The 22,934-nt window shown below is 45.1% G+C and carries 19 protein-coding genes; 7 read left to right on the top strand and 12 right to left on the bottom strand.

Annotated features, from left to right (window positions below; translation table 11 throughout):
• Window positions 1-41 precede the first annotated feature (41 nt).
• Window positions 42-629 carry a TetR/AcrR family transcriptional regulator gene (locus tag QS795_RS08410; RefSeq protein ID WP_286270770.1) on the top strand — a complete coding sequence of 196 codons (588 nt, stop codon included), beginning with the start codon at window positions 42-44 and terminating at the stop codon, window positions 627-629.
• Window positions 630-676: 47 nt separating this feature from the next.
• Here QS795_RS08410 and QS795_RS08405 read toward each other — a convergent pair whose 3' ends face one another.
• The 3 genes from QS795_RS08405 to QS795_RS08395 all read right to left on the bottom strand — a co-directional run bounded on the left by QS795_RS08405 (window position 677) and on the right by QS795_RS08395 (window position 3,374).
• Window positions 677-1,702, bottom strand: coding sequence for a threonine aldolase family protein (locus QS795_RS08405; RefSeq protein WP_286270771.1), 1,026 nt, complete (start codon window positions 1,700-1,702; stop codon window positions 677-679).
• 91 nt (window positions 1,703-1,793) lie between these two features.
• Window positions 1,794-2,435, bottom strand: a complete 642-nt coding sequence (alkB, locus tag QS795_RS08400) for a DNA oxidative demethylase AlkB (protein ID WP_318627182.1) — start codon at window positions 2,433-2,435, stop codon at window positions 1,794-1,796.
• 60 nt (window positions 2,436-2,495) lie between these two features.
• Complete coding sequence (locus QS795_RS08395; RefSeq protein ID WP_154603797.1) at window positions 2,496-3,374, bottom strand: EamA family transporter; 879 nt, start codon at window positions 3,372-3,374, stop codon at window positions 2,496-2,498.
• An 84-nt stretch (window positions 3,375-3,458) separates the two neighbouring features.
• Here QS795_RS08395 and QS795_RS08390 point away from each other — a divergent pair, with 84 nt between their 5' ends.
• Window positions 3,459-3,944 carry a MarR family winged helix-turn-helix transcriptional regulator gene (locus tag QS795_RS08390; protein ID WP_286270774.1) on the top strand — a complete coding sequence of 162 codons (486 nt, stop codon included), beginning with the start codon at window positions 3,459-3,461 and terminating at the stop codon, window positions 3,942-3,944.
• Between the two features lie 49 nt (window positions 3,945-3,993).
• On the opposite strand, the gene QS795_RS08385 is transcribed toward QS795_RS08390, so the two are convergent.
• The 5 genes from QS795_RS08385 to QS795_RS08365 form a co-directional block, all read right to left on the bottom strand.
• The gene (locus QS795_RS08385) at window positions 3,994-6,063 is read right to left on the bottom strand and encodes an SWIM zinc finger family protein (protein ID WP_318627148.1); all 2,070 of its coding nucleotides are present in this window, start codon (window positions 6,061-6,063) and stop codon (window positions 3,994-3,996) included.
• On the bottom strand, window positions 6,060-7,220 hold the full coding sequence (locus QS795_RS08380; protein ID WP_318627147.1) for a VWA domain-containing protein: 1,161 nt from the start codon (window positions 7,218-7,220) through the stop codon (window positions 6,060-6,062). Before QS795_RS08380 ends, QS795_RS08385 begins: the two co-directional genes overlap by 4 nt.
• On the bottom strand, window positions 7,213-9,771 hold the full coding sequence (locus QS795_RS08375) for a DUF5682 family protein (RefSeq protein WP_286270777.1): 2,559 nt from the start codon (window positions 9,769-9,771) through the stop codon (window positions 7,213-7,215). Before QS795_RS08375 ends, QS795_RS08380 begins: the two co-directional genes overlap by 8 nt.
• A gap of 63 nt (window positions 9,772-9,834) precedes the next feature.
• Window positions 9,835-10,944, bottom strand: coding sequence for an ATP-binding protein (locus tag QS795_RS08370; RefSeq protein WP_154603801.1), 1,110 nt, complete (start codon window positions 10,942-10,944; stop codon window positions 9,835-9,837).
• A gap of 37 nt (window positions 10,945-10,981) precedes the next feature.
• Complete coding sequence (locus QS795_RS08365; protein WP_286270780.1) at window positions 10,982-14,716, bottom strand: DUF4132 domain-containing protein; 3,735 nt, start codon at window positions 14,714-14,716, stop codon at window positions 10,982-10,984.
• 388 nt (window positions 14,717-15,104) lie between these two features.
• Here QS795_RS08365 and QS795_RS08360 point away from each other — a divergent pair, with 388 nt between their 5' ends.
• The 3 genes from QS795_RS08360 to QS795_RS08350 all read left to right on the top strand — a co-directional run bounded on the left by QS795_RS08360 (window position 15,105) and on the right by QS795_RS08350 (window position 17,264).
• Window positions 15,105-15,536 (top strand): RidA family protein, encoded by a 432-nt coding sequence (locus tag QS795_RS08360; protein ID WP_286270782.1) that lies wholly within the window; start codon window positions 15,105-15,107, stop codon window positions 15,534-15,536.
• A gap of 44 nt (window positions 15,537-15,580) precedes the next feature.
• Window positions 15,581-16,549, top strand: a complete 969-nt coding sequence (locus QS795_RS08355) for a threo-3-hydroxy-L-aspartate ammonia-lyase (protein WP_286270783.1) — start codon at window positions 15,581-15,583, stop codon at window positions 16,547-16,549.
• Window positions 16,550-16,634: 85 nt separating this feature from the next.
• A complete protein-coding gene (locus tag QS795_RS08350; RefSeq protein WP_154638475.1) occupies window positions 16,635-17,264 on the top strand; it encodes a helix-turn-helix transcriptional regulator in 630 nt (209 codons plus the stop codon).
• On the opposite strand, the gene QS795_RS08345 is transcribed toward QS795_RS08350, so the two are convergent.
• Window positions 17,261-18,187: a LysR family transcriptional regulator gene (locus tag QS795_RS08345; RefSeq protein WP_286270785.1), complete on the bottom strand. Its 927-nt coding sequence runs from the start codon at window positions 18,185-18,187 to the stop codon at window positions 17,261-17,263. The genes QS795_RS08350 and QS795_RS08345 overlap by 4 nt on opposite strands.
• A gap of 110 nt (window positions 18,188-18,297) precedes the next feature.
• Between QS795_RS08345 and QS795_RS08340 the strand changes: the two genes are divergently transcribed.
• Both QS795_RS08340 and QS795_RS08335 read left to right on the top strand, forming a co-directional pair.
• Window positions 18,298-19,485, top strand: coding sequence for an MFS transporter (locus tag QS795_RS08340; RefSeq protein WP_286270786.1), 1,188 nt, complete (start codon window positions 18,298-18,300; stop codon window positions 19,483-19,485).
• A 136-nt stretch (window positions 19,486-19,621) separates the two neighbouring features.
• Window positions 19,622-20,515, top strand: a complete 894-nt coding sequence (locus tag QS795_RS08335; protein WP_286270787.1) for an alpha/beta fold hydrolase — start codon at window positions 19,622-19,624, stop codon at window positions 20,513-20,515.
• Window positions 20,516-20,634: 119 nt separating this feature from the next.
• On the opposite strand, the gene QS795_RS08330 is transcribed toward QS795_RS08335, so the two are convergent.
• From QS795_RS08330 to QS795_RS08320, 3 genes are all read right to left on the bottom strand, one after another.
• Window positions 20,635-21,153, bottom strand: a complete 519-nt coding sequence (locus QS795_RS08330; protein WP_286270788.1) for a ClbS/DfsB family four-helix bundle protein — start codon at window positions 21,151-21,153, stop codon at window positions 20,635-20,637.
• Window positions 21,154-22,038, bottom strand: coding sequence for a 4Fe-4S binding protein (locus QS795_RS08325; protein WP_286270789.1), 885 nt, complete (start codon window positions 22,036-22,038; stop codon window positions 21,154-21,156).
• A 103-nt stretch (window positions 22,039-22,141) separates the two neighbouring features.
• The gene (locus tag QS795_RS08320) at window positions 22,142-22,804 is read right to left on the bottom strand and encodes a CerR family C-terminal domain-containing protein (RefSeq protein WP_286270790.1); all 663 of its coding nucleotides are present in this window, start codon (window positions 22,802-22,804) and stop codon (window positions 22,142-22,144) included.
• Window positions 22,805-22,934 lie beyond the last annotated feature (130 nt).

The raw sequence follows: 22,934 nt of genomic DNA, 5'->3' as shown, positions 1-22,934 counted from the left end.
ATGAATGTAAATAATCATACGCAATGTATGTAAGAGGTTTTATGGCAAGACGAACACAAGCCCAAATGGAACAAACTCGCGCCCTATTACTGGCGACGGCACGAGATTTCTTCTGCCGTTTAGGCTATGCAGAAACATCAATGGATGATTTAACGGCCAGTGTTGAACTGACTCGCGGCGCGCTATATCACCATTTTGGAGACAAACAGGGATTATTCTTGGCGGTTGTCGAACAAATAGATGCTGAAATGAACCAACGTTTACAGACAATCACGGACAACAGCGATGACCTGTGGTCAAGCTTTCAACGCCGCTGTCATGCCTATTTAGAAATGGCGCTCGAGCCTGAATATCAGCAAGTAATTTTACGGGATGCTAAAGCGGTATTAGGGGAAGCCATCGCGAAATCTAACTTACAGTGTGCGGATGCCATTGAAAAGATCATCACCAAACTGGTGGAAGATAAAACCATTGCCAACGTAGAGCCTCGCGCCCTCGCTGCGTTACTGAATGGGGGCTTATCCGAAGCGGCGTACTGGATAGCGCAAGATAAGAGTGAAATACGGCTAAAACAGAGTATTGCCAGTATCGATATACTTCTGAACGGATTAAAAAAACCAGCAGAATAATAACAAAAGTAAGCCCGCTATATGGGCTTACCGTTATTGACTTGAGATTAACGCAGTGATTTAAATACACTTATAAATTTTTCGACATCTTGTTCGCTTGTGGACCATGAAGTACACAGACGCACACAGGTTTTACCCGCTTCCGGCGCTGGCATACTGCTTAAAACATAATGTTTCAGCAATTTTTTCGCCAAATCATCCGGTAGCACCACAAACACTTGGTTTGATTCAACAGGCGCTAAGAACTCAAAACCTTGCTGAGTAAAGAATGCCGCTAAGTGCATCGCCATCTCATTGAGATGCTTACCCAGTTTGAAATAAAGGTCATCTTTAAACAGCGCTTTAAATTGAGCCGCTAATAACCAACCTTTCGCCTGTAACCCCCCTTTTTGCTTGATGCTAAAGCGGAAATCAGACTTCAAGCTTGGGTTTAAAATCACGAGGATTTCACCGGTCAATGCGCCAATCTTAGTGCCTCCGATATAAAAAATATCCGTCAACTGAGCGATATCTTCAATCGTTACGTCGCTCGCATGGGACATCAAGCCAGAAGCTAAACGCGCGCCATCCATAAATAACCATAAGCCATGCTCATCACATACTTTACGCAACGCAACCAGCTCATCTTTACGGTATACCGTACCAATCTCTGTCGAGTTACTGATATACACCAATTTTGGCTGTACACAGTGTTCATCGGTATGATGCGCCAAAACTTGCTCAATCAGTGCTGGCGTTAATTTACCCGACGCTGAAGGAACGGTAAAAACTTTATGCCCAGTGGCTTCAATTGCCCCCGTCTCATGTACCGCGATATGCCCTGAATCTACCGCGATAGCCGCCTGATGAGGTCTTAATACATGGGAGATGGTGGTTAAATTGGTGATCGTGCCACCATTAAAGAAATGGATATCTGCATCTGGGCGTCCAATGCGCTGTTTCACTTGCTCAGCCACACTGGCGCATAACGTGTCGGTACCATACCCTTCAAAACGCTTCCCCGCTAAACTATTCAGTTCTTCCATCACTGCTGGGTGCGCTATTTCATTATAATCATTAATAAAGCTGTACATTGGCAACCTACCGTTAAGTTAAAAACAAGCCAACAGTTATATGCGGATATTATTCAATATTCAATGATATTTTTTGGCTTGCAGAAACGAGTCACTTCTTAGGTTGCGAACGACGAAAGGTCAGATTAAAGCGGTAAGCCCCAAGTTGAGGATGAACGCCTGATTTGATTTGTCGTACACCGTGATAATTGAGCCGCGAACGCCCGCCCCATACCAGAACATCGCCATGCTCCAATGGAACAGCTTGACGTGGAGACTTTCGCGTCTTTCCTCCAAAATCAAAGATAGTGGGCAATCCTAATGAAAAAGAAACAATCGGTTGGGAGAAATCTGCTTCATCTTTATCTTGATGTAACGACATTTTAGCCCCGACACCATAGCGGTTAACAAGGCAAGCATCGGGATCGAAATGAGAGAAACCCACTTTTTCAGCGGCATTCTCCGACAGCTGTTTAAATAGCGCGGGCATCATGGGCCATGGCCGCTGAGTCATCGGGTCGACGGCAGAATAGCGATAACCTTTATTATCCGTAACCCAGCCCCAATCACCGCAATTGGTCATTGCCACAGACATGGCGTACCCGCCTGGGGTTTCCATATGACGCAAAGGCGCTTGAGCAATCACCTCAAACAATGCAGCCAATAGCGGCTCCACTTGCCCAAGCAAAAAGCCTTTAAGGAGATAAGCATCAGGCGCAATCTCAATCGTATTTTCTTCATCAGGAAATAACATTGTCACCACACATATAGTCACCACGCATTAAAAATGGGCACCTAGAAGTGCCCTTGATATTTAAACGGCTTGTTGCTGCCTTTTCAAGGCCAATTGACGCTCTGCTTTTTGGCTACCCCAAACACTGAGTAAAATCACCAACATGCCGAGTAACTGTAATGGACTGAGTTGTTGGTCTAGCCACAGCCACCCGAGGATAACAGCGCTCATCGGGCTTAAGAATCCCAGCGATGCTACTGAGCTGGGTCCTAAGATAGCGAGACCACGAAACCATAATGCATAAGTCAGTGCGCCACCGATCAAAGTTAAATAACTCAGACCCGCGATATTTAACAAACTCAAGGAAGGTAACGTAGGTTCAAGTAATAGGGCGAAAGGCAGTAAGACTAACCCACCTGCGGTTAATTGCCACGAGGTAAAGGTCAATGCTGAGACTGGAGGCTGCCAACGACGGCTCAGTACCGTTCCTGCAGCCATAGAAAATGCCCCAGCTAAGCCCGCAATAATCCCCGTTAAATCTAACGCAGCACTTGGCGTCAATAATAAAATAGCCACCCCGAAAATACCGCTCAGTGCGGCAAATATCGAAATACTCGATAGCGGGCTGCTTAATAGCCAACGGCTAAGAAATAACACAATCAGCGGTTGAATCGCTCCCACCGTTGCCGCCACGCCACCCGGTAAACGGTATGCGGAGATAAACAACAACCACCAAAATAGCGAAAAATTTAAAATGCCGAGAATCAGTACTCGTCCCCACCAAATCCCCTGAGGCAATTTGCGTAAAAATAGCAACAACAGCAAACCCGCCGGCAAGGCGCGGAGCATGGCTAACGTCAGAGGCATACCCGCAGGCAGCATTTCCGTGGTCACCAAATAGGTACTTCCCCAGACTATCGGTGCTAATGCCGTTAAAAACAGAACCCAATATCTATTCATGAATACACTCACGTTGATTTATCTTGAGGTCAAGATAAATTCAAACTACCTTGACGTCAAGATAGATTATTGTATGATTTGCCTATGGATAGAATCGATAAAATCACTCAACAGTGGGAACGTGAACGCCCCGACCTTGATATCAGCGCCATGGGGCTGATTGGTCGCTTAGGTAACGTTGCCCATCACCTGACCCGTGAAATGGAAAAGGTATTTACCCAATTTGGTCTAAACCGATCAAGTTTTGACGTGCTCGCCACTTTGCGCCGTGCAGGTTCCCCTTACACACTATCACCCAGCGATATGCTAGCGACCTTGATGGTGACATCTGGCACGATGACCAACCGCATCGATCAGCTCGAGAAAGCCGGTTATGTCGCGCGTCATGTCAATCCGGATGATGGCCGTGGTTTTTTGGTGAGCTTAACAACTGAAGGGTTGGATTTGATCAACCGCGTAGTGACAGCCCATACCGAAAATCAATCCCGTTTGGTGGCGTCACTGACGAATGAAGAGCAACAAGCGCTGAATCAGCTACTACGGACGTTTCTAGGTCATTTAGAATCATAGAATGTAGAGAGGGGAATTCCTTTTCCCCGTTCTATTTTTACGAGCTAAATTAGCTATTCAACTCAAAAGGCATCAATTTTTGCGAACGCTCAAATTGGTCGCAAAGATACACCAAACGCAGTAAATTCTCGGCGGTTTGATTTTCCCGCGTTAAGTAATGTGCCAGTTGCTTAGCAAACCATAGCATCCCCAAATCCTGCAATGTCCTGACCACAAAGTTTAACTCGTCAATTTGACTCGCTGATAATTGTGTGCGCCCTGTGCAACTTTGTGTTTCCAATACCGCCAAGATTGGGCGGGTAATCTGCTGTGCCAGTGTTGGCACTGGCGCAAATGCCGTGCGGTCTTGCTGCTTTTTCGCCATATATTCAGCAATCGACGTCATAAACTTGGATGACTGTTTTTTCCGAGGTACCGATTCAAAGTCGAGGTAAAATAGCTCAATACCCTGCTCTTTTTTCAACCAAAGCGTTTTCGGCGTAAGCTGTAATTGCTGCTGAGACACGCTGACTTGAACGGATACCGCACTAATTTCCCAACCTTTCTGAGTGATAAAACGCAGTTCTTCAATTTTGTGGTTTTCTGTACCTTGCCAATTTAATCGCAAAAATGCCCGATTCTGGTTCCCATCCAGCACCGCCCAACTGACGCACTGCTCGATTTCATTCCAATGCAGCGGTTCGTAGCTGTCGATATGCAGCACAACCGGTTCAAACTGGGCATCATCAGTGAGCGCATTGAAATAGGCCGTTGCCGATTTCCAATCATCAAACCCCAGCTCACTTTTCAATGCTTGGTAATCATCGAATGAAATGTGCGGTGCTTGGCTAACTGCACTGCTACTGACGGCATAACTATCGCCGCTAGCCGCAAGTTTACCCTCATCGGATAAGCGTGGATTGTGCAATTCAAAACCACTGCGCATCAGGCTATCTGCCGTTTGTTTCCAAATGGCTAGCGTTTGCCAGACAGTGTGACGGGTGAAATTCGGGTCGAGGGTATTGGCCCGCGCTTGACTACACTGCACCACTTTTTTCTCTTGGTTATCCCAAAAACTAAATGTTCCCCCGATGGCGCCACTTTGAGTTTGCCACCACTCGGCATGAATCGGGATCAAAGAAAGAATGTCCGTTTTACTGTCATATTGGCGACGACCAAAGGCGCGCAATTGTGCAATTTTATCGTCGCTGGCGTGAGTTAATTGGTAAAGATAGCCACTGATCTGCGCGATAAACCGCAAAACCGGCCCTTCATCCATCGTGAAATGGCGCTGGGCTAATAATTTCACTTGATAGCTTAAACGCTTTAAATAATTGGCTAAGCGAGGCAAACCTTCCGCACGCGCAGACATATTCAATAAATGCAACTGCGTGGCGCTGCTTTGGCTTATATGGGAAAGCCCCTGACGCAGCATATCGTGAATAAAACGCTGGATAGTCGCAATCACCGCTTGCTCATCGTCGCTCAATGCTAGCGTGGCCTCGCGGTTAGGCATCAGATCGTCAGGCCAATTCCACGGCTGATTATGCTGAAGAAAGACCTTAGCGATCGCGGCCAAATGTAGGGCTTTTTGCTGCTTCTCAGGTAGTGACGACAGCATCCCTTGAAAACCATTACCCCGAATATAGATAATTGGCTCGTCGTACTGAGGGATCGTGATTTTCAGTTGGTTAGCTTGGTCGTCTAAGATCACGGTGTGATCTTGCCAATCCTGTAAGATCTTCACCGCCAAGCGGCAATCGGGCTTACTGTTTTGCTTGATTAATGTGGGAACATCGAATGCCAACAGCTCAGGTAATAGTGGTTCAATATCGACAGACTCCGAACTATCTTCTGTAGAATCAATCGATTGTTCATCGCTGTTTGTTTGTACCCAAAGTACCGCCGCCAGAATATGTTTGCAGCAACCCGAAGCCGAACAGTCGCAGCTGGCTTTTTGAACCCCTTGAGGATCTAATGTGACGTTCTGGCCATCGCTGGTAAAAGTTCCATCCGCTAAACAAACCGGAGAAACTTTACTACTTTCCAGATCCTTACGAGCTCGGCGCAGCAATCCGACGTTGGCAAATACAGCCAATGCGTCATCATCATAATGTAAATAAACGGTTTTCCAACTCATTGCATCACCTCAGCCAACCAGTGAGCGAAATGCTCTGGGGTTAACGCCGCCACACTCATACCGCGATCCGCCAGCTTCTGAGCAATCTCCGTATCATAAACTGGCAATGCATCATCATCTAAAGCAGCTAATCCCAACAATTTCACTTGCTGGCTATTCAAGCGCTCCGTGCAATTGAGCAGGTTATTCAACGCCCCGCCTTCTTCAAAGTCGCTGATCAACGAAATCACCGTGCGTTTCGGGTTACGGATCAAGCTCTCACAATAATGCATCGCTTTCGCAATATCAGTACCCCCGCCGAGCTGCACGGTCATTAGTACTTCTACCGGATCGTGGGCTAAATGGCTGAGATCGACCACCTGAGTATCAAACACCACCAAAGAGACACGTACCGTCGGTAATGCCGCTAAAATACTGGCACACACCGCCGCATACATAATCGAACTCGCCATCGAGCCACTTTGGTCGACGCACAAAATCACATCCCACGGCAAATGCTGTTGCTGGCGGGAGTTAAAATGCGGAGTTTTAATCACTAAGCGCTGATTTTGTTGATCATAATTCTTTAAATTCGCGGCAATAGTAGCTCGCCAATCAAAATTACGACTATTGGGGAGTAACGATCGCTTAAAACGGTTACGACGTCCCGTTAGCGCTTGGCGAAACTGATTACGCATCTGGCTTAAAATATCATCCACCACTTTGCGAATAATATTCTTCACCGCATCCCGCGTCTCCTCACTCATTTTACCGCGCAAACTTAATAACGATTTGGCTAAGGCTTTGGTGGGCTCCATCGCATTCAAGGCTTGCGGACTTTTTAATAAGCTACTGATTTCATAACGCTCTAATGCCTGCGACTGCATTCGCTCAAAGGTGCTGTTTGGGAACAATTTACGGGCTTGGTTCAGCCAGTTAACCGCTGTCAGTTGGGACGCATCTAGCGATCCATGACGGCCACCTTCCTGACGTAAACCGCGACGTTGATATTCACGACGATATAAAAAATCCAATGACCGTTCGATTTTAAGCTCATCGCCATTTAGCGCCGCTTGCCCCAGTGCACCATCCGCATATTGACCTAAAATAAGACGCCAGCGTTTTGCTAATTGAAGCTGTTCTTCGGTTAATTGCGCATCTTCTGGCTGCTTATCCATGAGATAGCCCCTCATTTTGCAGCGCAAACCATTCGGTTAACCCTTGATTTTCAATCTGATGCTGAATTTTTTGTTCTAATTCCATGGCTTGGAGTAATTGTTGCTGATTAAATTGTGTCTGATGGAGAGTTAAATCTTGGGTATCCATCGATAGTTTTTGCGCGACCACCCGCGCCATTTGCGCATTCTGTTTCGGGGTTAATTGGCTAAACGCAAAGCGCAGATCCGGTAACACTTGCAAGAAACGTCCATCATCCCACTCACCCAACAGTTCATTGAGTAACTCTATTAATAGGGGTAAACGCACAACCAATTCCGGTGCAGTACGCATAATGCCAATGAAGTAGCCGATAGCCAGTTCCGGGTCGCTACCTAAACTGAACGTCCGCTGAATTTCCTGGGTCAGTACCGATTCATCAATTTGGCCACCAAGATAACGAATAGCATCAACCGCCCCTTTAATCAGCGGCGCGTGATTAAGGCGCCCATCCAACCGGCTCAATTGTGCATAAAATTCTGTGGAATAATCCGTATTGCGGCTTATTTCCGGCATAAAGGTAATTAATTCACGGCAAGATAGTAACGCATTAAAATAGTGTTCTTGCTGCTGTTCATCCCCTTGAGCCACCTGATCTAAGCAGAAAAAAGCCTGAGAGAGTACTTTATCAATCCGCCGTTTGATGCCCGTTTCTTCTTCAAGATCAAAAAAGCTACGCCCGCGCCATAGATGCACCAGCTTATGGCCACAGGCCACTAATGATTCAAACTGGCTATCGTGCTGAATATAACGGTCTAACAAGGTAAACAGCCTTGGAATGCGTTGGTGAAGTCCAATCAACGCTGCCTGCATCAACAACGTCACCGCGCTTTGGCTTGAACGGCTGATGCCTTGCTCTTCAAGCTGTTTTTCCATTGCCAAAATTTTATTCAGCGCAATGGCTTTTAATTGGGTGCCTTTTTCTGAAAGCGCGATCAGCTCCCCTTCTACATTCGGCGTCCACGCGTATTGCCACTCTTCAAACAGTAAATCCATCTGGTTGCCTGAAAGAAAATTAGGTCCAGAAAGCGGTTTGGCGAAGTGGATCTCTAAGAAACTCAAAAGATGCAGAAAACGGCTACGTAAGCGATGTTGCTTATTACGGTACACATCTAAGCGGCTAACTTTGGCTAACGTATCATCCAATTTAAAGCGAAAGCCTTTCGCCAATGAATAGGTTTCAGACACCAATGGCGGTGTGATGGTGCCTTTGGGGATCTGCCCCAAGGTAAAGCCAGAAAAACAGGTTTTGATTTGCTGCCACAGCTCATCTTGGCTTTCATCTAAGCTGCCTTTGATAAACGCACTTTGCAGCCCATCTAATAAATCATAGCGACCCGCCCCCGTGTGCCCACGAAATGCGGCAAGTCTCAAGCTCTGTTCTGCGGCGAGTTTGACGGATAAGAATCCCGGCGCTGCATCAAATTGCTTTTCTCGTAATACTTCAGCCACGTAAGCCAAAAACTGAATACCGAGCTGATTTCGATATGCAGCCGTCGCTGCCACTTTTTGCACTGCCTGATCCGCTCGCTGCGCCAACAACCCTTCCCACACTTTTTGATAAAATGCGGGAGAAGGCATGCCGGAGGCGTAACCATTTAATGCATCGAGCCGGTCAAAGCTATAACGGATAAGCCAAGCGCTGTCGCGTTCTGCCAACTTTTGCTGAGCCGTAAATTGCTTTTGTTGCTCGGAAGAGAGTTTAAATTGCTGCGCCGCCCCATCCCCAAGCCCTTCAAGCAGTGCCAGGGTATGAAAACCGCCCGTCACGACCACAATTTTCGCGTTTGGCTCTGCGGATTTAATCGCTTGAATATGCGCCTGCATATGGGCTTCACGCTGAATTGATCCTTCAGAAGCAAGCACTTCCGGCTCATAATCCAATCGTGCCAAGGCACACCAAATAAAGGTATCACGGAAGAAATCAACCCAATTGGCAACCGAGGTTAATGGGCGCAACTCAAACAGATGTTCCCACAGCTCATCGTGATCACGGCACCCACACTTTTTCGCTAGCTGAGCAATAAATAAGCTATGGGCAAGATAACGTTCCCGTTGCAAGCTTTGATGCTGATTCTCGCCTTCTAAGTCAAGTTCCACCTGCGCTGTCCATGGCAAGTCAATAAAACGCAGTTGAGCTTGATGCTGCTGCCCTACGTGTAACGCTTGCCACTCAGGGGAATATTCACAAAATGGGAAATAAGCCGACCTCGTGACAGCGTCACTTTCATCTTGTTCAGTGGGCGCACTTTTCAGGGTAGTTTGCCCCATAATCGCCACTGGTGGCCGAGTCTCTTTATCCAATAAACCCGCGATTAATGGGTTAAAACTGTCGGGACCTTCTATCAGCACGTAATCAGGCTTAACCTGTTCAATTAAGCTCAATACGCTATAAGCACAGGCGGGACTATGGTGACGAACGGGGGCAAAATAGAGCTGTTGATCCCCCAGTGTTTTCCACTGTTCAAGCGCCTGCTGTAGCCGTTCTGGCAATGTGATGTTTGATAAACTCACCGATGATGTCTCTCATAGGGACAGTGTGGTGATGTATTTACCACCACACTGCGACGACGGATATTATTGCCAGAATTCACGGGATGCATCGAAAAAGGCTTTCCATGCTTCGCTCTGTTTCGCACGTTCGCGGGCAACGTTATCAATGTAATAACGCATCCGTTTGATATCATCCGCATTATCTTTGAGTACCACACCAATCAACTGGCGCGCGACCGCGCCTGCGCTCAGCGTGCCATCCCCTAAATAATGCGCTTCCAATGCACAGGCATAAGCGATGTTAACCGCTTCCGCCGTAGACATCACCGCATCTGGGGTTTTAATACTCCCACCATCTTTGGTATTGCCTGAACGTAATTCTTGGAACGTCGTGACTAATAATTCGATCACATCTGTTGGGACAGTCACTTTGCCATCCAGCTCGCCAAGTTCAACGGTCAATTGTTTGTTGATCAGTTCAATTTCAAATGCCGGATCTTGGATGGGTTTGACGGTTTCGAAATTAAATCGACGCTTAAGTGCCGATGACATTTCATGCACACCGCGGTCACGTAAGTTGGCAGTACCAATCAAGTTAAAGCCTGATTTGGCGCTGATCCGCGCATTATCTTTCATTTCAGGGATCATCATTTGCTTCTCAGACATCATACTGACCAGCACGTCCTGAATTTCAGGTGGGCAGCGAGTGATCTCTTCAAAACGCACAATTTTGCCTTGTTGCATTCCTTGGTAGAGCGGTGAACTCACTAATGCTTTCTCAGTTGGACCTTCCGCCAGTAACAGCGCGTAGTTCCACGAATATTTAATATGATCTTCCGTGGTACCCGCCGTGCCTTGAATGGTTAAACCGGAGTCACCGCTGATCGCCGCCGCTAATAACTCGGACAGCATGGATTTCGCCGTACCCGGCTCCCCTACCAGCATTAACCCTTGTTTACCCAGTAAGGTCACAATGGCGCGATCTACTAGCGCATCGTCACCAAAAAACTTGGGGGTAATTTGCAGCGCTTCATCCCCAAGAATAAATTGTCGCACCGCTCGTGGGGAACGTAGCCAACCTTGTGGTTTTGGGTTGGCTTTATCCGCTTGGGTTAATCGCTCTAATTCATCCGCAAAGCGCACTTCTGCGCTTTCACGCAGAACGCCTTCTGTTACTTTTTTCGCCTTAGCCATGTTGGTTTCCTAAATTTATGCGTCGATTACTCAATGATTACCACGGGGTTTTCTTTTCCCATTCAGGGTCAAAACCGCTACAGGCATCCGCGACTTTCAGGTAGTCAGCATAGCTTTCGGCTAACAGGATCGGCGGCACGTTCTTCAGTTCCACATAGCCTCTATCCCACGAGCTTTTTTGTGCTTGGTCGAAACTCAAGGAGTACAACACCGCAGGGATATTTTCTTCTGGGACATAGCTACCACTGAATTCCATATACACATAGCAATCTAGGCTGGAGAAATATTTGAAGTAATGACAGAAGCTTCCGCCGTCTTCCGCTTGACCGCGCTGATACCCCATTTTGGTTAACACGCCGCGTAAGGTGAAGGTATCCGTTAGCCAGCCTTTTCTATCTTCGATTTCGGTTAATGTTAACGCCAGATCTGGAATGGTGTGATCCATCTGCGAGAATAGGAATTTAACTTTGTAATCTTTAAAGTGGGCAATCCACGCTTTACGGTCTGCATCAGACAGTAACGCCGCATGACCCAACTTGATGCTGGAGTCTGCGCTTAATTCGACTTCATCATCATCGAGGTTCAATAAGCAACCATCATCGGATGGGCGGAATTGGTTGATCACTTTGCCATCTTTCACTTCTAACCAAACCAGTCGTTCAATCAGACCACGCATCACTGGGTGATTTTGAATGTATTCCTGCCAATCTGCCGTACTCCACAGACGCTCTGCACACATCGCTTCATACAGACGCGCAGTCTGTAATTCAATAACTTGCTTAAGCTCTTTTTTGCTGGATGTCAGGAGTTTTTTCGACTCTTTAATCAGCTCTTCATTATCAGTCTTGCGTGCCGCTGGCAGTGCTTTGATCTCTTTGCCTTCTGGGTTAAATAACACCAGTTTTTGCTGAGCATCGAGTTTGGCGGTAAACGTGCGATCGCCATATTCCAGTACTAAGGTGCCAGTTTCGTCCATACCTGCCGTTGGGATGGTTCTGTCTGCCAGTTCATCCGCGCTCCAACCGTTACGCTGCGCAATATCAGAGACTAATCCACGAGCTTTTTCTTGGACCGATGCGGTACGATAACGACGCGATAGTGATAATAAAAGCTGGATGATCAGCGGGTCGTTACTGACGGCAATCGCGTCAATCATCGCTTCAATTTGAGCGCGACGCTGGTAATGGTCTCGCATATAGTTACGCAGCATGGTTACGGCAACATGTCCCTCCACACCACAAATCAGCGCAAGCATCCCTTTTTCACTGATAGCCGAGCCTAAATAACGACCTAATACTTCGTTTTTGATCTCGTTGATGGTCTGCTCAAGGGTGAAGTTTTCATACTTGGCATAGTATTCAGGCCAGCGTTTTAGCCAATCTTGGTAGTTTTTCAAGCGTGATGGCGCGTCTCTTTCCGCTTCCGCCATCGCCGCTTCCAGTGACGGTCCCGCCACATCTTGGCTAATAAAACTGTTCAGAATAAAGCTACCTAACTTACGCTGGCTGTCTAATGATAATAAGCTGATATAGCGCTGTAATAGCCCATTACCCGCAGGCATTTTTAACTTCACCGCCAGAATGATCCACCAGCGGATGATGTCCGCGTCCACCTTTTTATTATCTTGCCAGGTCATGGCTGGAATAGCGTCCAGATCAAACCATGCCATACTCGCCGGTGCTTTGGCTTTTAAGCCTTTTTGCGCTTCTGCTAGCAAAACTTTTGGTGCTAAGTAACCGGAAATATCTTCGCCAAATTGCTCTAATGCCGTTAATAATGCGGCTCTTACCACTTCACGTTTCTCTTTTTTCAGCAACGCGTACAGCGGTTTTAGGGAATCTGGATGTTTTAATCGAGCTAACCATTCGATGGCAGTCACGCGGATCTCTTGTTTACCAGAATCAAGGCCTTCTGCCGCATTCACGTGAATGCTTGGTAAGGTTTCCAGCAATTTTTGAGCGCTTAAACGGTGGGTTTTGTTTTCACCCAGCGCCAACTCCATAATGCGAGGAATGAATCGCGCTGGAATGGTCGGGTATTTACCCAAAATGGTTACCGCGTTAGACGCATCATACTCTTGGTAATAACGATGCCCTTGGTGCTGCGGGATAAGACCCAGCGCTTCACTTAAGAAATCAGGATACTGCATAAAGAACGGCCAAATTTGTTCCGGCGCTCTAAATAGCCCTAATCCATCACTGTATGAACGCAGGCATAAGTCAGCAATTAAGCGGCTCGCATTTTTAAAATTGCACTGCTCAAGCCCTTTTTCTAATTGACGTAAATCGAGCTGCGACAGGATGCGAACGGGAACTTCACGAGTGAGTTGATAGTGAGAAAAATGCTCAACATCAGAACGGTTATGACTCAGTAAACGCAACGCGTGGAATAGCGTGAATTCCGGTAAATTATTAATGCGCTCTTTGTGCTTGATGACATTGTATTCATGATCAGTGATCACCCCAACGCCCGAGTTTAATTTAGCTAATAAGCCAGCACACTCGTCTTCACTGTGTTGACTGAACTCTTTGTAATGGCGTTGTGACCACGTGTATTTATGCTTTTCTTGCTTATTTTCTTCCAGTTCACGCTCAGCATTTTCTTTGGCTTTTTGCAGCATTTCACGGAAGTTAGATACCAAAATATCGACGGCACTTGCTGGCAATGGCGTATCTTCCATCGGGATAACGTCTGGAATTTCTACCGCTTCCACTTCGCTCGCACAATCCATCACATCAAAACGAGAAATAGCACTTTCAATACTCTTGAGGACAGTTTTGTTGGTTTCCCCTTTCAATGCTGCTTCAAGAATATCTCTATCTTTACCAATACGGGCAAACAGATCCGCCGCTTGCGTACGCTGTTTTGGCGTTCCTTCAAGCAGTACTTTGGTTAAGTGGGTTTTAACCGCCTCTTCCGGCAGAATAGACATTACTGGCTCAGCCGCTGAGCGCACGGTTTTCAGTGAACTGGTTGCCAATAGCACTAAAATATCGGCAAACACGCTATACAGCGCCTCGTCTTTTCTCAGGATATCGATCAATTGGATCTGACCACTGGCGGATAAATTGCTCAGCAGGCTTTGGCGAATAAAATCTTGCTCAGCAATTAAGTATTCTTTTAAACCTGGGATAGCGAATAATAACGCCATATTTTCGTAGTGATAATCAGACAGGTTTTGTCTATCAAAAATACCGTATAGCACGGTGTTACCCGGTTGTTCGGCTTCATTTTCCACTAACTGACTGAGCAGATCGTAGTTCCAGTGTTTACGGTGTTCATATTTAGCATGGCGTGAATTTTCAAAGGTGGTTACAAACGCATCACACAGTAAATACAGCATCCAAGACGGCAATTCTGGCGTCAGAATTTTGATATTCACCTCTTGGCAAGCCGCCGCGACCACTTTTGCAAAACGCGCGATCTGCGCTGGCGTAATATCATCACCCACTTTGGAATACAGTTTATGGCGAGCATTTTTACCTTGGCGGATCACTTTGCTATACGAGCCGGCATCAAAACTGTGGCTTCCCCACCACCAATCCACCGTTCCCGGTTTGTCTAACAAAATTGTGGCTTTTTCTTTGTCCAACTGCCCCAGTTTCATAAGAATTTCAGGGGATTTACTCTCCATCACATAATCAAAGAGCGATTTGGGTAAGCTTTCTTCAAATGCAGCGAAAGGAAGCAGGGATTCTTGTAAATATTGTAATCCTGCAGTGTCCCCTTTTTCGCCATAAATAGCCAGAAGGTCAAAGGTAATTTTAGCCATGTTAATTTCCTAAATGTAGTTATATAACAACTTCTTATCATTTTTAGTTATTCATCTCAATTTGATTATTCTTATTCCTGATTATTTAACTTTACTGCTTAATTATTCATCTGGAATTAAATACCAATAATTTAAATATTCCCCCGCTATTTTCCCAATTCTTGCGCCAAATCCCCCTAATTATGGAAGATTGGCCAGCAATGTATAAAGTCGTGAGCAAAATACCGTCTATAACAATTTTTCTCAGTTTTAGACTGATCTGCACAGATATCATCGGCAATTTGACGAAAATTTTTAGTTCATTTAAACAGCAAAAAAGCCATTGACTAAACACATGGTCCAATATTAGACTAATTGTATAAATTAAATTTCCGAATGAGGAAAAACAATGAGCCAAAATACCGTTTCTACCAATATCGTTTGCAGCAATATTGTTTACACTAATGCTTCCCAGTTGGTTCCACCAAGAGGGCACTATTCCCACACCGTCACGGCGAATGGTTTCGTGTTTATATCGGGACAATTACCCACAGATAGCCAAGGAAATGTCCATGCAGATGCTCCCTTTGCCGAGCAAGCTGAACTTGTATTAGCAAATTTAGAGGCTTGCTTATCTGCCAGTGGTGTCGGTCGGCAACAATTGGTTCAAGTTCGGGTGTATATCGCGGACATGGACAATTGGCCGGTATTTAATCAAATTTATGCCAATTGGATTGGCGAGTTTCGTCCTGCTCGCGCTGTTGCGGGTGTCAGTAAACTGCATTTTGGTGCGGGGATCGAAATTGAAGCAACCGCTGTAGCGGCTAGTTCATTGTTATAAAAATCAAGTTATTACCAATCAGCCATTTAATAATGGGGTATATCATGTCTGAATTAACATTACCGACCTATCAAGATGTCGAAGCCGCAGCACAGCGCATTGCAGGTATTGCACACAAAACCCCAGTGATGACGTCCACGACAGTCAACAATGAGTTTGGCGCTGAGTTATTCTTTAAATGTGAAAACTTCCAACGTATGGGGGCATTTAAATTTCGCGGCGCGTTAAACGCCCTTTCACAGCTCACCCCTGCGCAAAAGAAAGCGGGAGTTATCGCATTTTCGTCAGGAAACCATGCGCAAGGTATCGCGCTGGCGGCGCAAATGTTGAAGATTCCAGCCACCATATTGATGCCGATTGACTCTCCAGAAGTCAAAGTTGCCGCCACCCAAGGCTATGGCGCTAAAGTGATTAGATTTGACCGCTATACCCAAGATAGAGAGCAACTTTGTCGCGATCTTGCAGAAAAAGAAGGGCTGACCATCATCCCACCTTACGACCATGTGGACATTATTGCGGGTCAAGGTACTGCCGCGAAAGAGCTGTTCGAGGAAGTTGGCGAGCTTGATGCCCTATTTGTTTGTCTCGGCGGTGGTGGATTACTGTCTGGTTGTGCGTTGGCAGCACGAGCTTTATCACCAAACTGCAAAATCTACGGTGTGGAACCTGAAGCGGGCAATGATGCGCAACAATCTTTCCGTAGTGGGAAAATCGTGCATATTGAAACTCCGAAAACTATCGCGGATGGCGCTCAAACTCAACATGTTGGGAACTACACATTTGAGCTGATCAAACAGAATGTGGATGACATTTTAACCGTGACCGATGCGCAATTAGTCGATCGCATGAAGTTCTATGCTGAACGCATGAAAATGATTGTGGAGCCGACCGGTTGCCTCTCTTTCGCTGCCGCCTTGAAAATGAAAGGACAGCTGCACGGCAAACGCGTTGGGATTATTATCAGCGGCGGAAATGTGGACATTAAGCGCTTCGCAGAATTAATGTTAGCTTAAGCAATTTATGCCCCTTCTCTATTAGAATTGAAAAAAATAGTTTAATATTTAAAGAGATATCCAAAATAGATGAAGGGGTAGAGTTATGGCAAAACCACAAGAAAACAGTTTATTGGCACAAATTGAAGCCATAGCACAAGGGCTAAGTGAAACATTTGCCCCTTTCTGTGAAGTGGTGGTCCATGATCTGAAAAACCCTGAGCATTCGATTATTTCGATTCATAACAACCTCTCTGGGCGCAAAGAGGGTCAACCAACAACCGAATTGGGTCTCGCCCGTATTGAATCTGCCGATTTCCCCAATATCATCTCCAATTATGCCAATCAATTTCCAGATGGACGCCCAGCCAAAAGTACATCCATCGGTATCAAAGATGAAACTGGGCAATATGTTGCCGCATTGTGCCTCAATTTAGATATGACCCAGTTTCGCAGTATGCAAAGCATGCTGTCACAATTTACAGAAGTGGGATGCAGCCCCGTTAAAGAGCATCTGGAACCTAATGGCAGCGAAGCAATCCGTACTCGCATCGATCAATACGCCGCTTCTATCGCCGCCACTCCGCGTACCTTGAAGGCGGATGACCGCGTTGCTTTAATCGAAATTTTACGCAAAGAAGGCCTTCTTGATATTAAAAAATCCATGGATACCATCGCGCAACACCTTGGGGTTTCTCGGGCTTCGGTCTATTTATATGCCAAGAAAGACAGTTAAATGTCCCAAATCGCTTTTCCTTGCCAGCATTCCTCGATCAACGTTAAGAAGTAGCTCACTTTGAGCGGCAAATAACGTTTTGTCGGATATAACGCACAAATCGAGGATTCTTGACGAGAAAATTCACTCAATATTGGGATCAGTCGCCCTTGCTGGATAGCGTTTCCCACTAAGAAAGCCCCTAATTGGCAAATTCCCTCGCCTTCAATACTGGCATCCAAAATTGCCTGTGTGTCATTCAATGTCATGCGCCCAGAGACGGGTAATAATTGCTTTCCATGCGGGGTATGAAATTGCCATGGAACAGCACTACCCCGATGTTTAAATACCAACTTTTGATGCTTCACTAACTCTGAAATGCTCTGTGGAGTGCCATACTGTTGTAAATAGGCTGGGGATGCGCAAGTGATCAGTCGATGCGGCGCTAAGACTTTGCGGATCAGCCGGTTATCATCATTTCCCCCAATACGAATAGCAAGGTCAAACCCTTCCCCGACAATATCGCTATAGTCATCCGAGAAATGAACATCTACCTCCACATCAGGCCAGCGCCGTACATATTCTTTAACGATAGGCATGATGTACAAACGCCCAAATATGACTGGAACCGTAATACGCAATAATCCTTTTGGTTGTAGTTGTCCCTGACTCAGTTCATTTTCGATATCGGCGACTTCACGTAAAATCTTGAGCGCCCCTTCATATACGGTTTGCCCTTCATCACTTAAGCGAAGGCTGCGGGTCGTACGATGCAATAAGCGAATTTGTAGCCGGCTTTCTAATCGCGCGACACATTTCCCCACGGCCGAACGTGAAATACCCAACCTTTCCGCTGAATGCGTAAAGCTTCCCGTTTCGACCACATCCACAAAGACTTTTAAATCCAATAAATTATCCATCAATAATGACGCTGAATTAGACACGATTTGTCCCCAATGAAGCCACAGAAGTGATATTTATTATCAATAATGTCCCAGATAAGATCAATTCACGCTTGAAACTATTTACTGACCGCAATTATTTGGAACTTTATATGACGAACACAATAACGATTGAAGGCAATGCAACTTTTCAACAGCGATGGGGGGCTATTCTGACGCTCATGTTGGCGACCTTCAGTGTGGTGACAACCGAGATGATCCCCGTAGGGCTATTAACGCCAATTGTGGAGGATTTTTCTGTTTCCTTAGCAACCACCGGTTTCTTAATGACACTTCCTGCTATCACCGCCGCCATCAGCTCACCGCTGATTGTGTTATTTACGCGTTCTGTTGACCGCAAAACACTGTTATTGATTGGAGCAATTTTACTGACCCTTTGTAACTTAGTGGCGGCTTTAACACCGTATTATTGGCTACTCTTGATCAGTCGTCTTTTTGTTGGCGTTTGTATTGGCATTATTTGGGCATTAGCAGGCGGGTTAGTGCCTCGCTTAGTGGCAGCCCCCTCTGTCGCGCTAGCAACTTCGTTAGTTTTTGGTGGCGTGGCAGCAGCGTCTGTACTGGGCGTACCTTTCGGCATTTTAATGGGCGAATGGCTAGGCTGGCGTGCCGCATTTGCCTCAATGTCCTTTATTTCATTGTTACTTTTATTCTCTTTGCTCACACAATTGCCTTCTCTTCCCGCGATGACGTCTCCCACATTTAAAACGTTTATCACTCAAATTAAGCGTCCCATCATTATCAATGGGCTGCTGATAACGCTGCTTATTGTATCCGGGCATTTTATGGCGTTTACCTATATTCGTGCGCTGCTATCCAGTAATGGTTTGATTTCAAACGACCTTTTAGGGGGCATCTTACTGATTTACGGGTTGGCAGGTATCGTAGGTAACTTTCTATTTGGGCTCACCGCCAACAAACACTTAAATTTTGTGGTCGTGATGATAGCCAGCGGTCTTATCTTAAGTTTAGGCGCATATATATTCTTTCCAATGAGTGTATGGATGGTATTGTCCACTATGGTGCTTTGGGGAATTGCTTATGGTGGCGTATCTGTCGCCTTAATGACTTGGATGATGCGTTACAGCGCCCACAATATTGAAGCCACAAGCTCCCTGTATATTGCCTTTTTTAATAGCGGAATCGCCTTAGGCTCTGCGCTTGGTGGTGTTTTCGTCTCTCTGTATGGATTAATGGGCAATTTACATGTCGCGGTATTGTCATTTGTGGCTGCGCTTGCGCTGTTAGGGATCAATTATTACCAGAAAAAAGCTCTCTAAGTTCTCTAACAAAGTCGATTTATTATTAATAACTAAAGTAAATGGCGTTTAAATTGGTAACGATTGTTTTTTTTAGCGCTAGCCTTTCTTGCTGAGTTATTGCATAAATAGCTATCGCCAAAAATAGGGAAATAAAATGACAAAAACAGCACCATTAACACTGTATTACGATACCTTTGGTCAGCCAGAACACCCTGCAATCGTACTTATTGCAGGGTTAGGTGGACATAACATTAGTTGGACATCAGAATTTTGCCAACAAATTGCCGATGCAGGTTTTTATATTATTCGTCCCGATAACCGTGATGCGGGTTTATCGCCACATTTAGATAATTACCCGCCACTAAATATCGGAGAAATGGCTGAGCGCTTACAAAACGGCGAGCATGTCGATGTTCCCTACACCTTATTTGAAATGGCCGATGATATTATCGCCTTGCTAGATAGCTTATCCATTGAGAAAGCCCATATTGTAGGGCGTTCGATGGGAGGAATGATAGCGCAAGTGGTTGCATCAAAAGTTCCGAACCGCACTCTTTCACTTTGCCCAATTATGTCATCAACTGGCAATCCTCAATTGCCGCAAAGCGAGCCGGATGTCATGAAAATGCTAATGTCTCCTAGTGTAGATCCTAAACAAGATTTTGACGGATACGTTGCTGGGCAACTCGCATTTTATCGTCGTATTGGTTCAACGTGCGTGCCGTTCGATGAAGAAAATTGCCGTGACTATATTACACAAGCATTCCAGCGTAATTACTCCCCTGAAGGTACTAAACGTCAGTTAGCTGCCGTTGCAGTAACGGGTGATCTAAGACCTCTCCTCGGTGCTATCACTGCCCCAACGCTGGTGATCCACGGTTCTATTGACCCATTATTCCCCGTCACTTCAGGTCAGGATATTTTTGATAATATTGAAACAGCAAAATTAGAAGTGATTGAAGGTATGGGGCACGATACGCCAGCCGCATTAAACCCTCAAATTGCTGAAATGATTATTGAGAATATGCGAGAGAGTGAAGTGAATTAATAACGTTAAGTTTGTAAATACGCGCCTGAATAAAGGCGCTTATTTTATACATTAAAAGTAGTCAGGTTAACAATTTAGGCATAGAGCGATTTTTCGTCCATATAATTTCACTCTGATTCTTACTTTAAACTGATATTATTATTTTTTGCCCACTTTCTTAATCTTCCATTAGCGTTGGCATACGGCGAAGATGTGTTGAATGAGATCATTCGCCCCATCGTCCATTTTGTGTACCATGATCTTCCATATAAAACATCATCGGTACGCTCATCAATAAGCTTCACAACTTCATTTTTTACAGCTTGAAGTTCAACCACTAACAATTCATAACTTAACTCACGGTAATCTGAGTAAAACTTTTGAGCAAGAAGACCAAGCTGATTCCACTTATAGTCAGTTTCTGGAAAATCGACAGGCTGGCCTTTAGCATCAGAAGTGATCCACTTTACAACAAGTGCATTCCATCCAATCAGATACGAAACGAGGTCACGAACACTCATTTCCGTTCCTTTGGCATGTCCATCCATTGAGTTATCTGAGGTCATTTTTGGCGGGATTGAGTTGAGGTAACTAATTAATTTACTAAAGTTTTTATCAATAGTTAAAAGCAGTTCAGCTTTTGTTTGCGGCACACTCATTTATAACCAGCCTTGCTGTTTATGTTGTGCGCAAATTGGACACAGAGTTTCTTCCGCAGTCCATGCCGAAAAAGGTAATTGGCATTTTTGGCATGTTCCATCGAAATAATGGAAATTCTGTGGTTCGCTATTTTTTGCAACATGAGGATGAACTTGAATTGATTTTGGGAAACAGACCACTTGGCAACTCATACAGCCTGTACAACGCTTATCGTCTAAACTAAATTGATGGTCTTCAAGCTCTATCGCCTGCTCATCGCACACTTTCGCGCACGCACCACATAAAATACAGCTCGCCGTATCTAATGCAATATGGAACCAGCTATCTTCAGGATAAAACTGTTTTCTGGCATTCAATCCCGTTTTGACCTTGCCACTGTCTAATGGCTGACTATCCAATTTTTGACGAAAAAGCATTCTACGACGCCCACTGTCCACTTCCGCAGGTTTGGTGATGGTCAAACTCCAAATAGGCTCTTGTAATGCTTCCAATTTTAAATTTAATGCAGCTAAGGCTGGCAACCATTTGTCCACCAGCGGTTCAGGAATTTGCATACCTCGAATAGCATATTGGCGATGCCAAACAATCAGTTCTTCAGGACTGGCGAGAGGTTCATCATGGCGGATAACCAAAAAACCATTTTGGTAGGTTCGTTCATGAGGTTGAATATTCTCAATGGCATCGACTGGACAGGTAAACAGGCAGTTACCGCATTGATAACACAGTTCATTATCAATTTTAGCATCCATAAAACCAAAAGAAATCGCACCCACTGGACAACTGCTCGCACAGTTGTCACAAACACTATTTTTCAAGCGCTTATGGACACACTTTTCATTAATAACAGGTTCTGGAGGAAGATCTAATTGAATGAACCGCCGCATAATCTATTCGTTTACCTTTGATGTTTACCTTTGATGATTAAGCTTAATCGCTTTCTATCATCTTAATGCAACGGCTTAAAATTAACATGACATAAATTAAAAATTAACGAGATATGATGGCATTACACGCAAATACACTCACTTGCTCTAGGATTTTATCCAATAAATCTTTATCAATATTTTCTTGATTCAATCGTTTTAATAGTGATTTTTTCGCAATCACGAATCCCAAAACTTGCCCAATTAAAGCATGTGCAGAAATAATCGCCGTCGCCCGATCTTCATTCGTAATAAATTGAACAAGTGACGTTAATCGAGAATGAAAAGGCTCAATAAACTCTTTAAAAATAATCTCGGCGTTTTCGGTAGGCTCCAACTGCTCTCTTAGGATTAATATGGAATAATATTCATGCCCCGGTGACAACAACGCCAACCCCAGCCCTTTTATTAATAACCGGAGTAATGATTCAGCTTCTATTGCCTCATGACTTGCCTGTGCTTTTAATTGCTCAAACTGCACATCAAATACGTTCACATTGCTCATTTGGGCAAGATCTGCCGCAATTTTATGGATAACAGCGGCATAGACCCCCATCTTTCCTCCCATATGATAAGGGATGGCAGATTGGTTAACTCCCGCACTTTCAGCCAGTTGACGAGTTCTTACGCCATTAATACCATAAAGAGCAAACTGTTTGATGCCTTCATTGATTAATTTTTCTTTCGTCAACTCCGAAGAGAGTGTGTTCTTATTTATTTCTGTCATATGCAGCTGAAACCCTAATTACACTAAATGAGTCATATTATACGTCGGCACGCATTAAATGTGTCGAATTATTATTTAATTCTATCCCCTTATCTTTTCCCACAATCACGGTACCGCCTAAGATAGTAAA

The organism is Providencia zhijiangensis (genome assembly GCF_030315915.2).
GTDB lineage: Bacteria > Pseudomonadota > Gammaproteobacteria > Enterobacterales > Enterobacteriaceae > Providencia > Providencia zhijiangensis.
The sequence above is the reverse complement of the archived record's forward strand: the minus strand, read 5'-3'. Positions and strand labels throughout refer to the sequence as shown.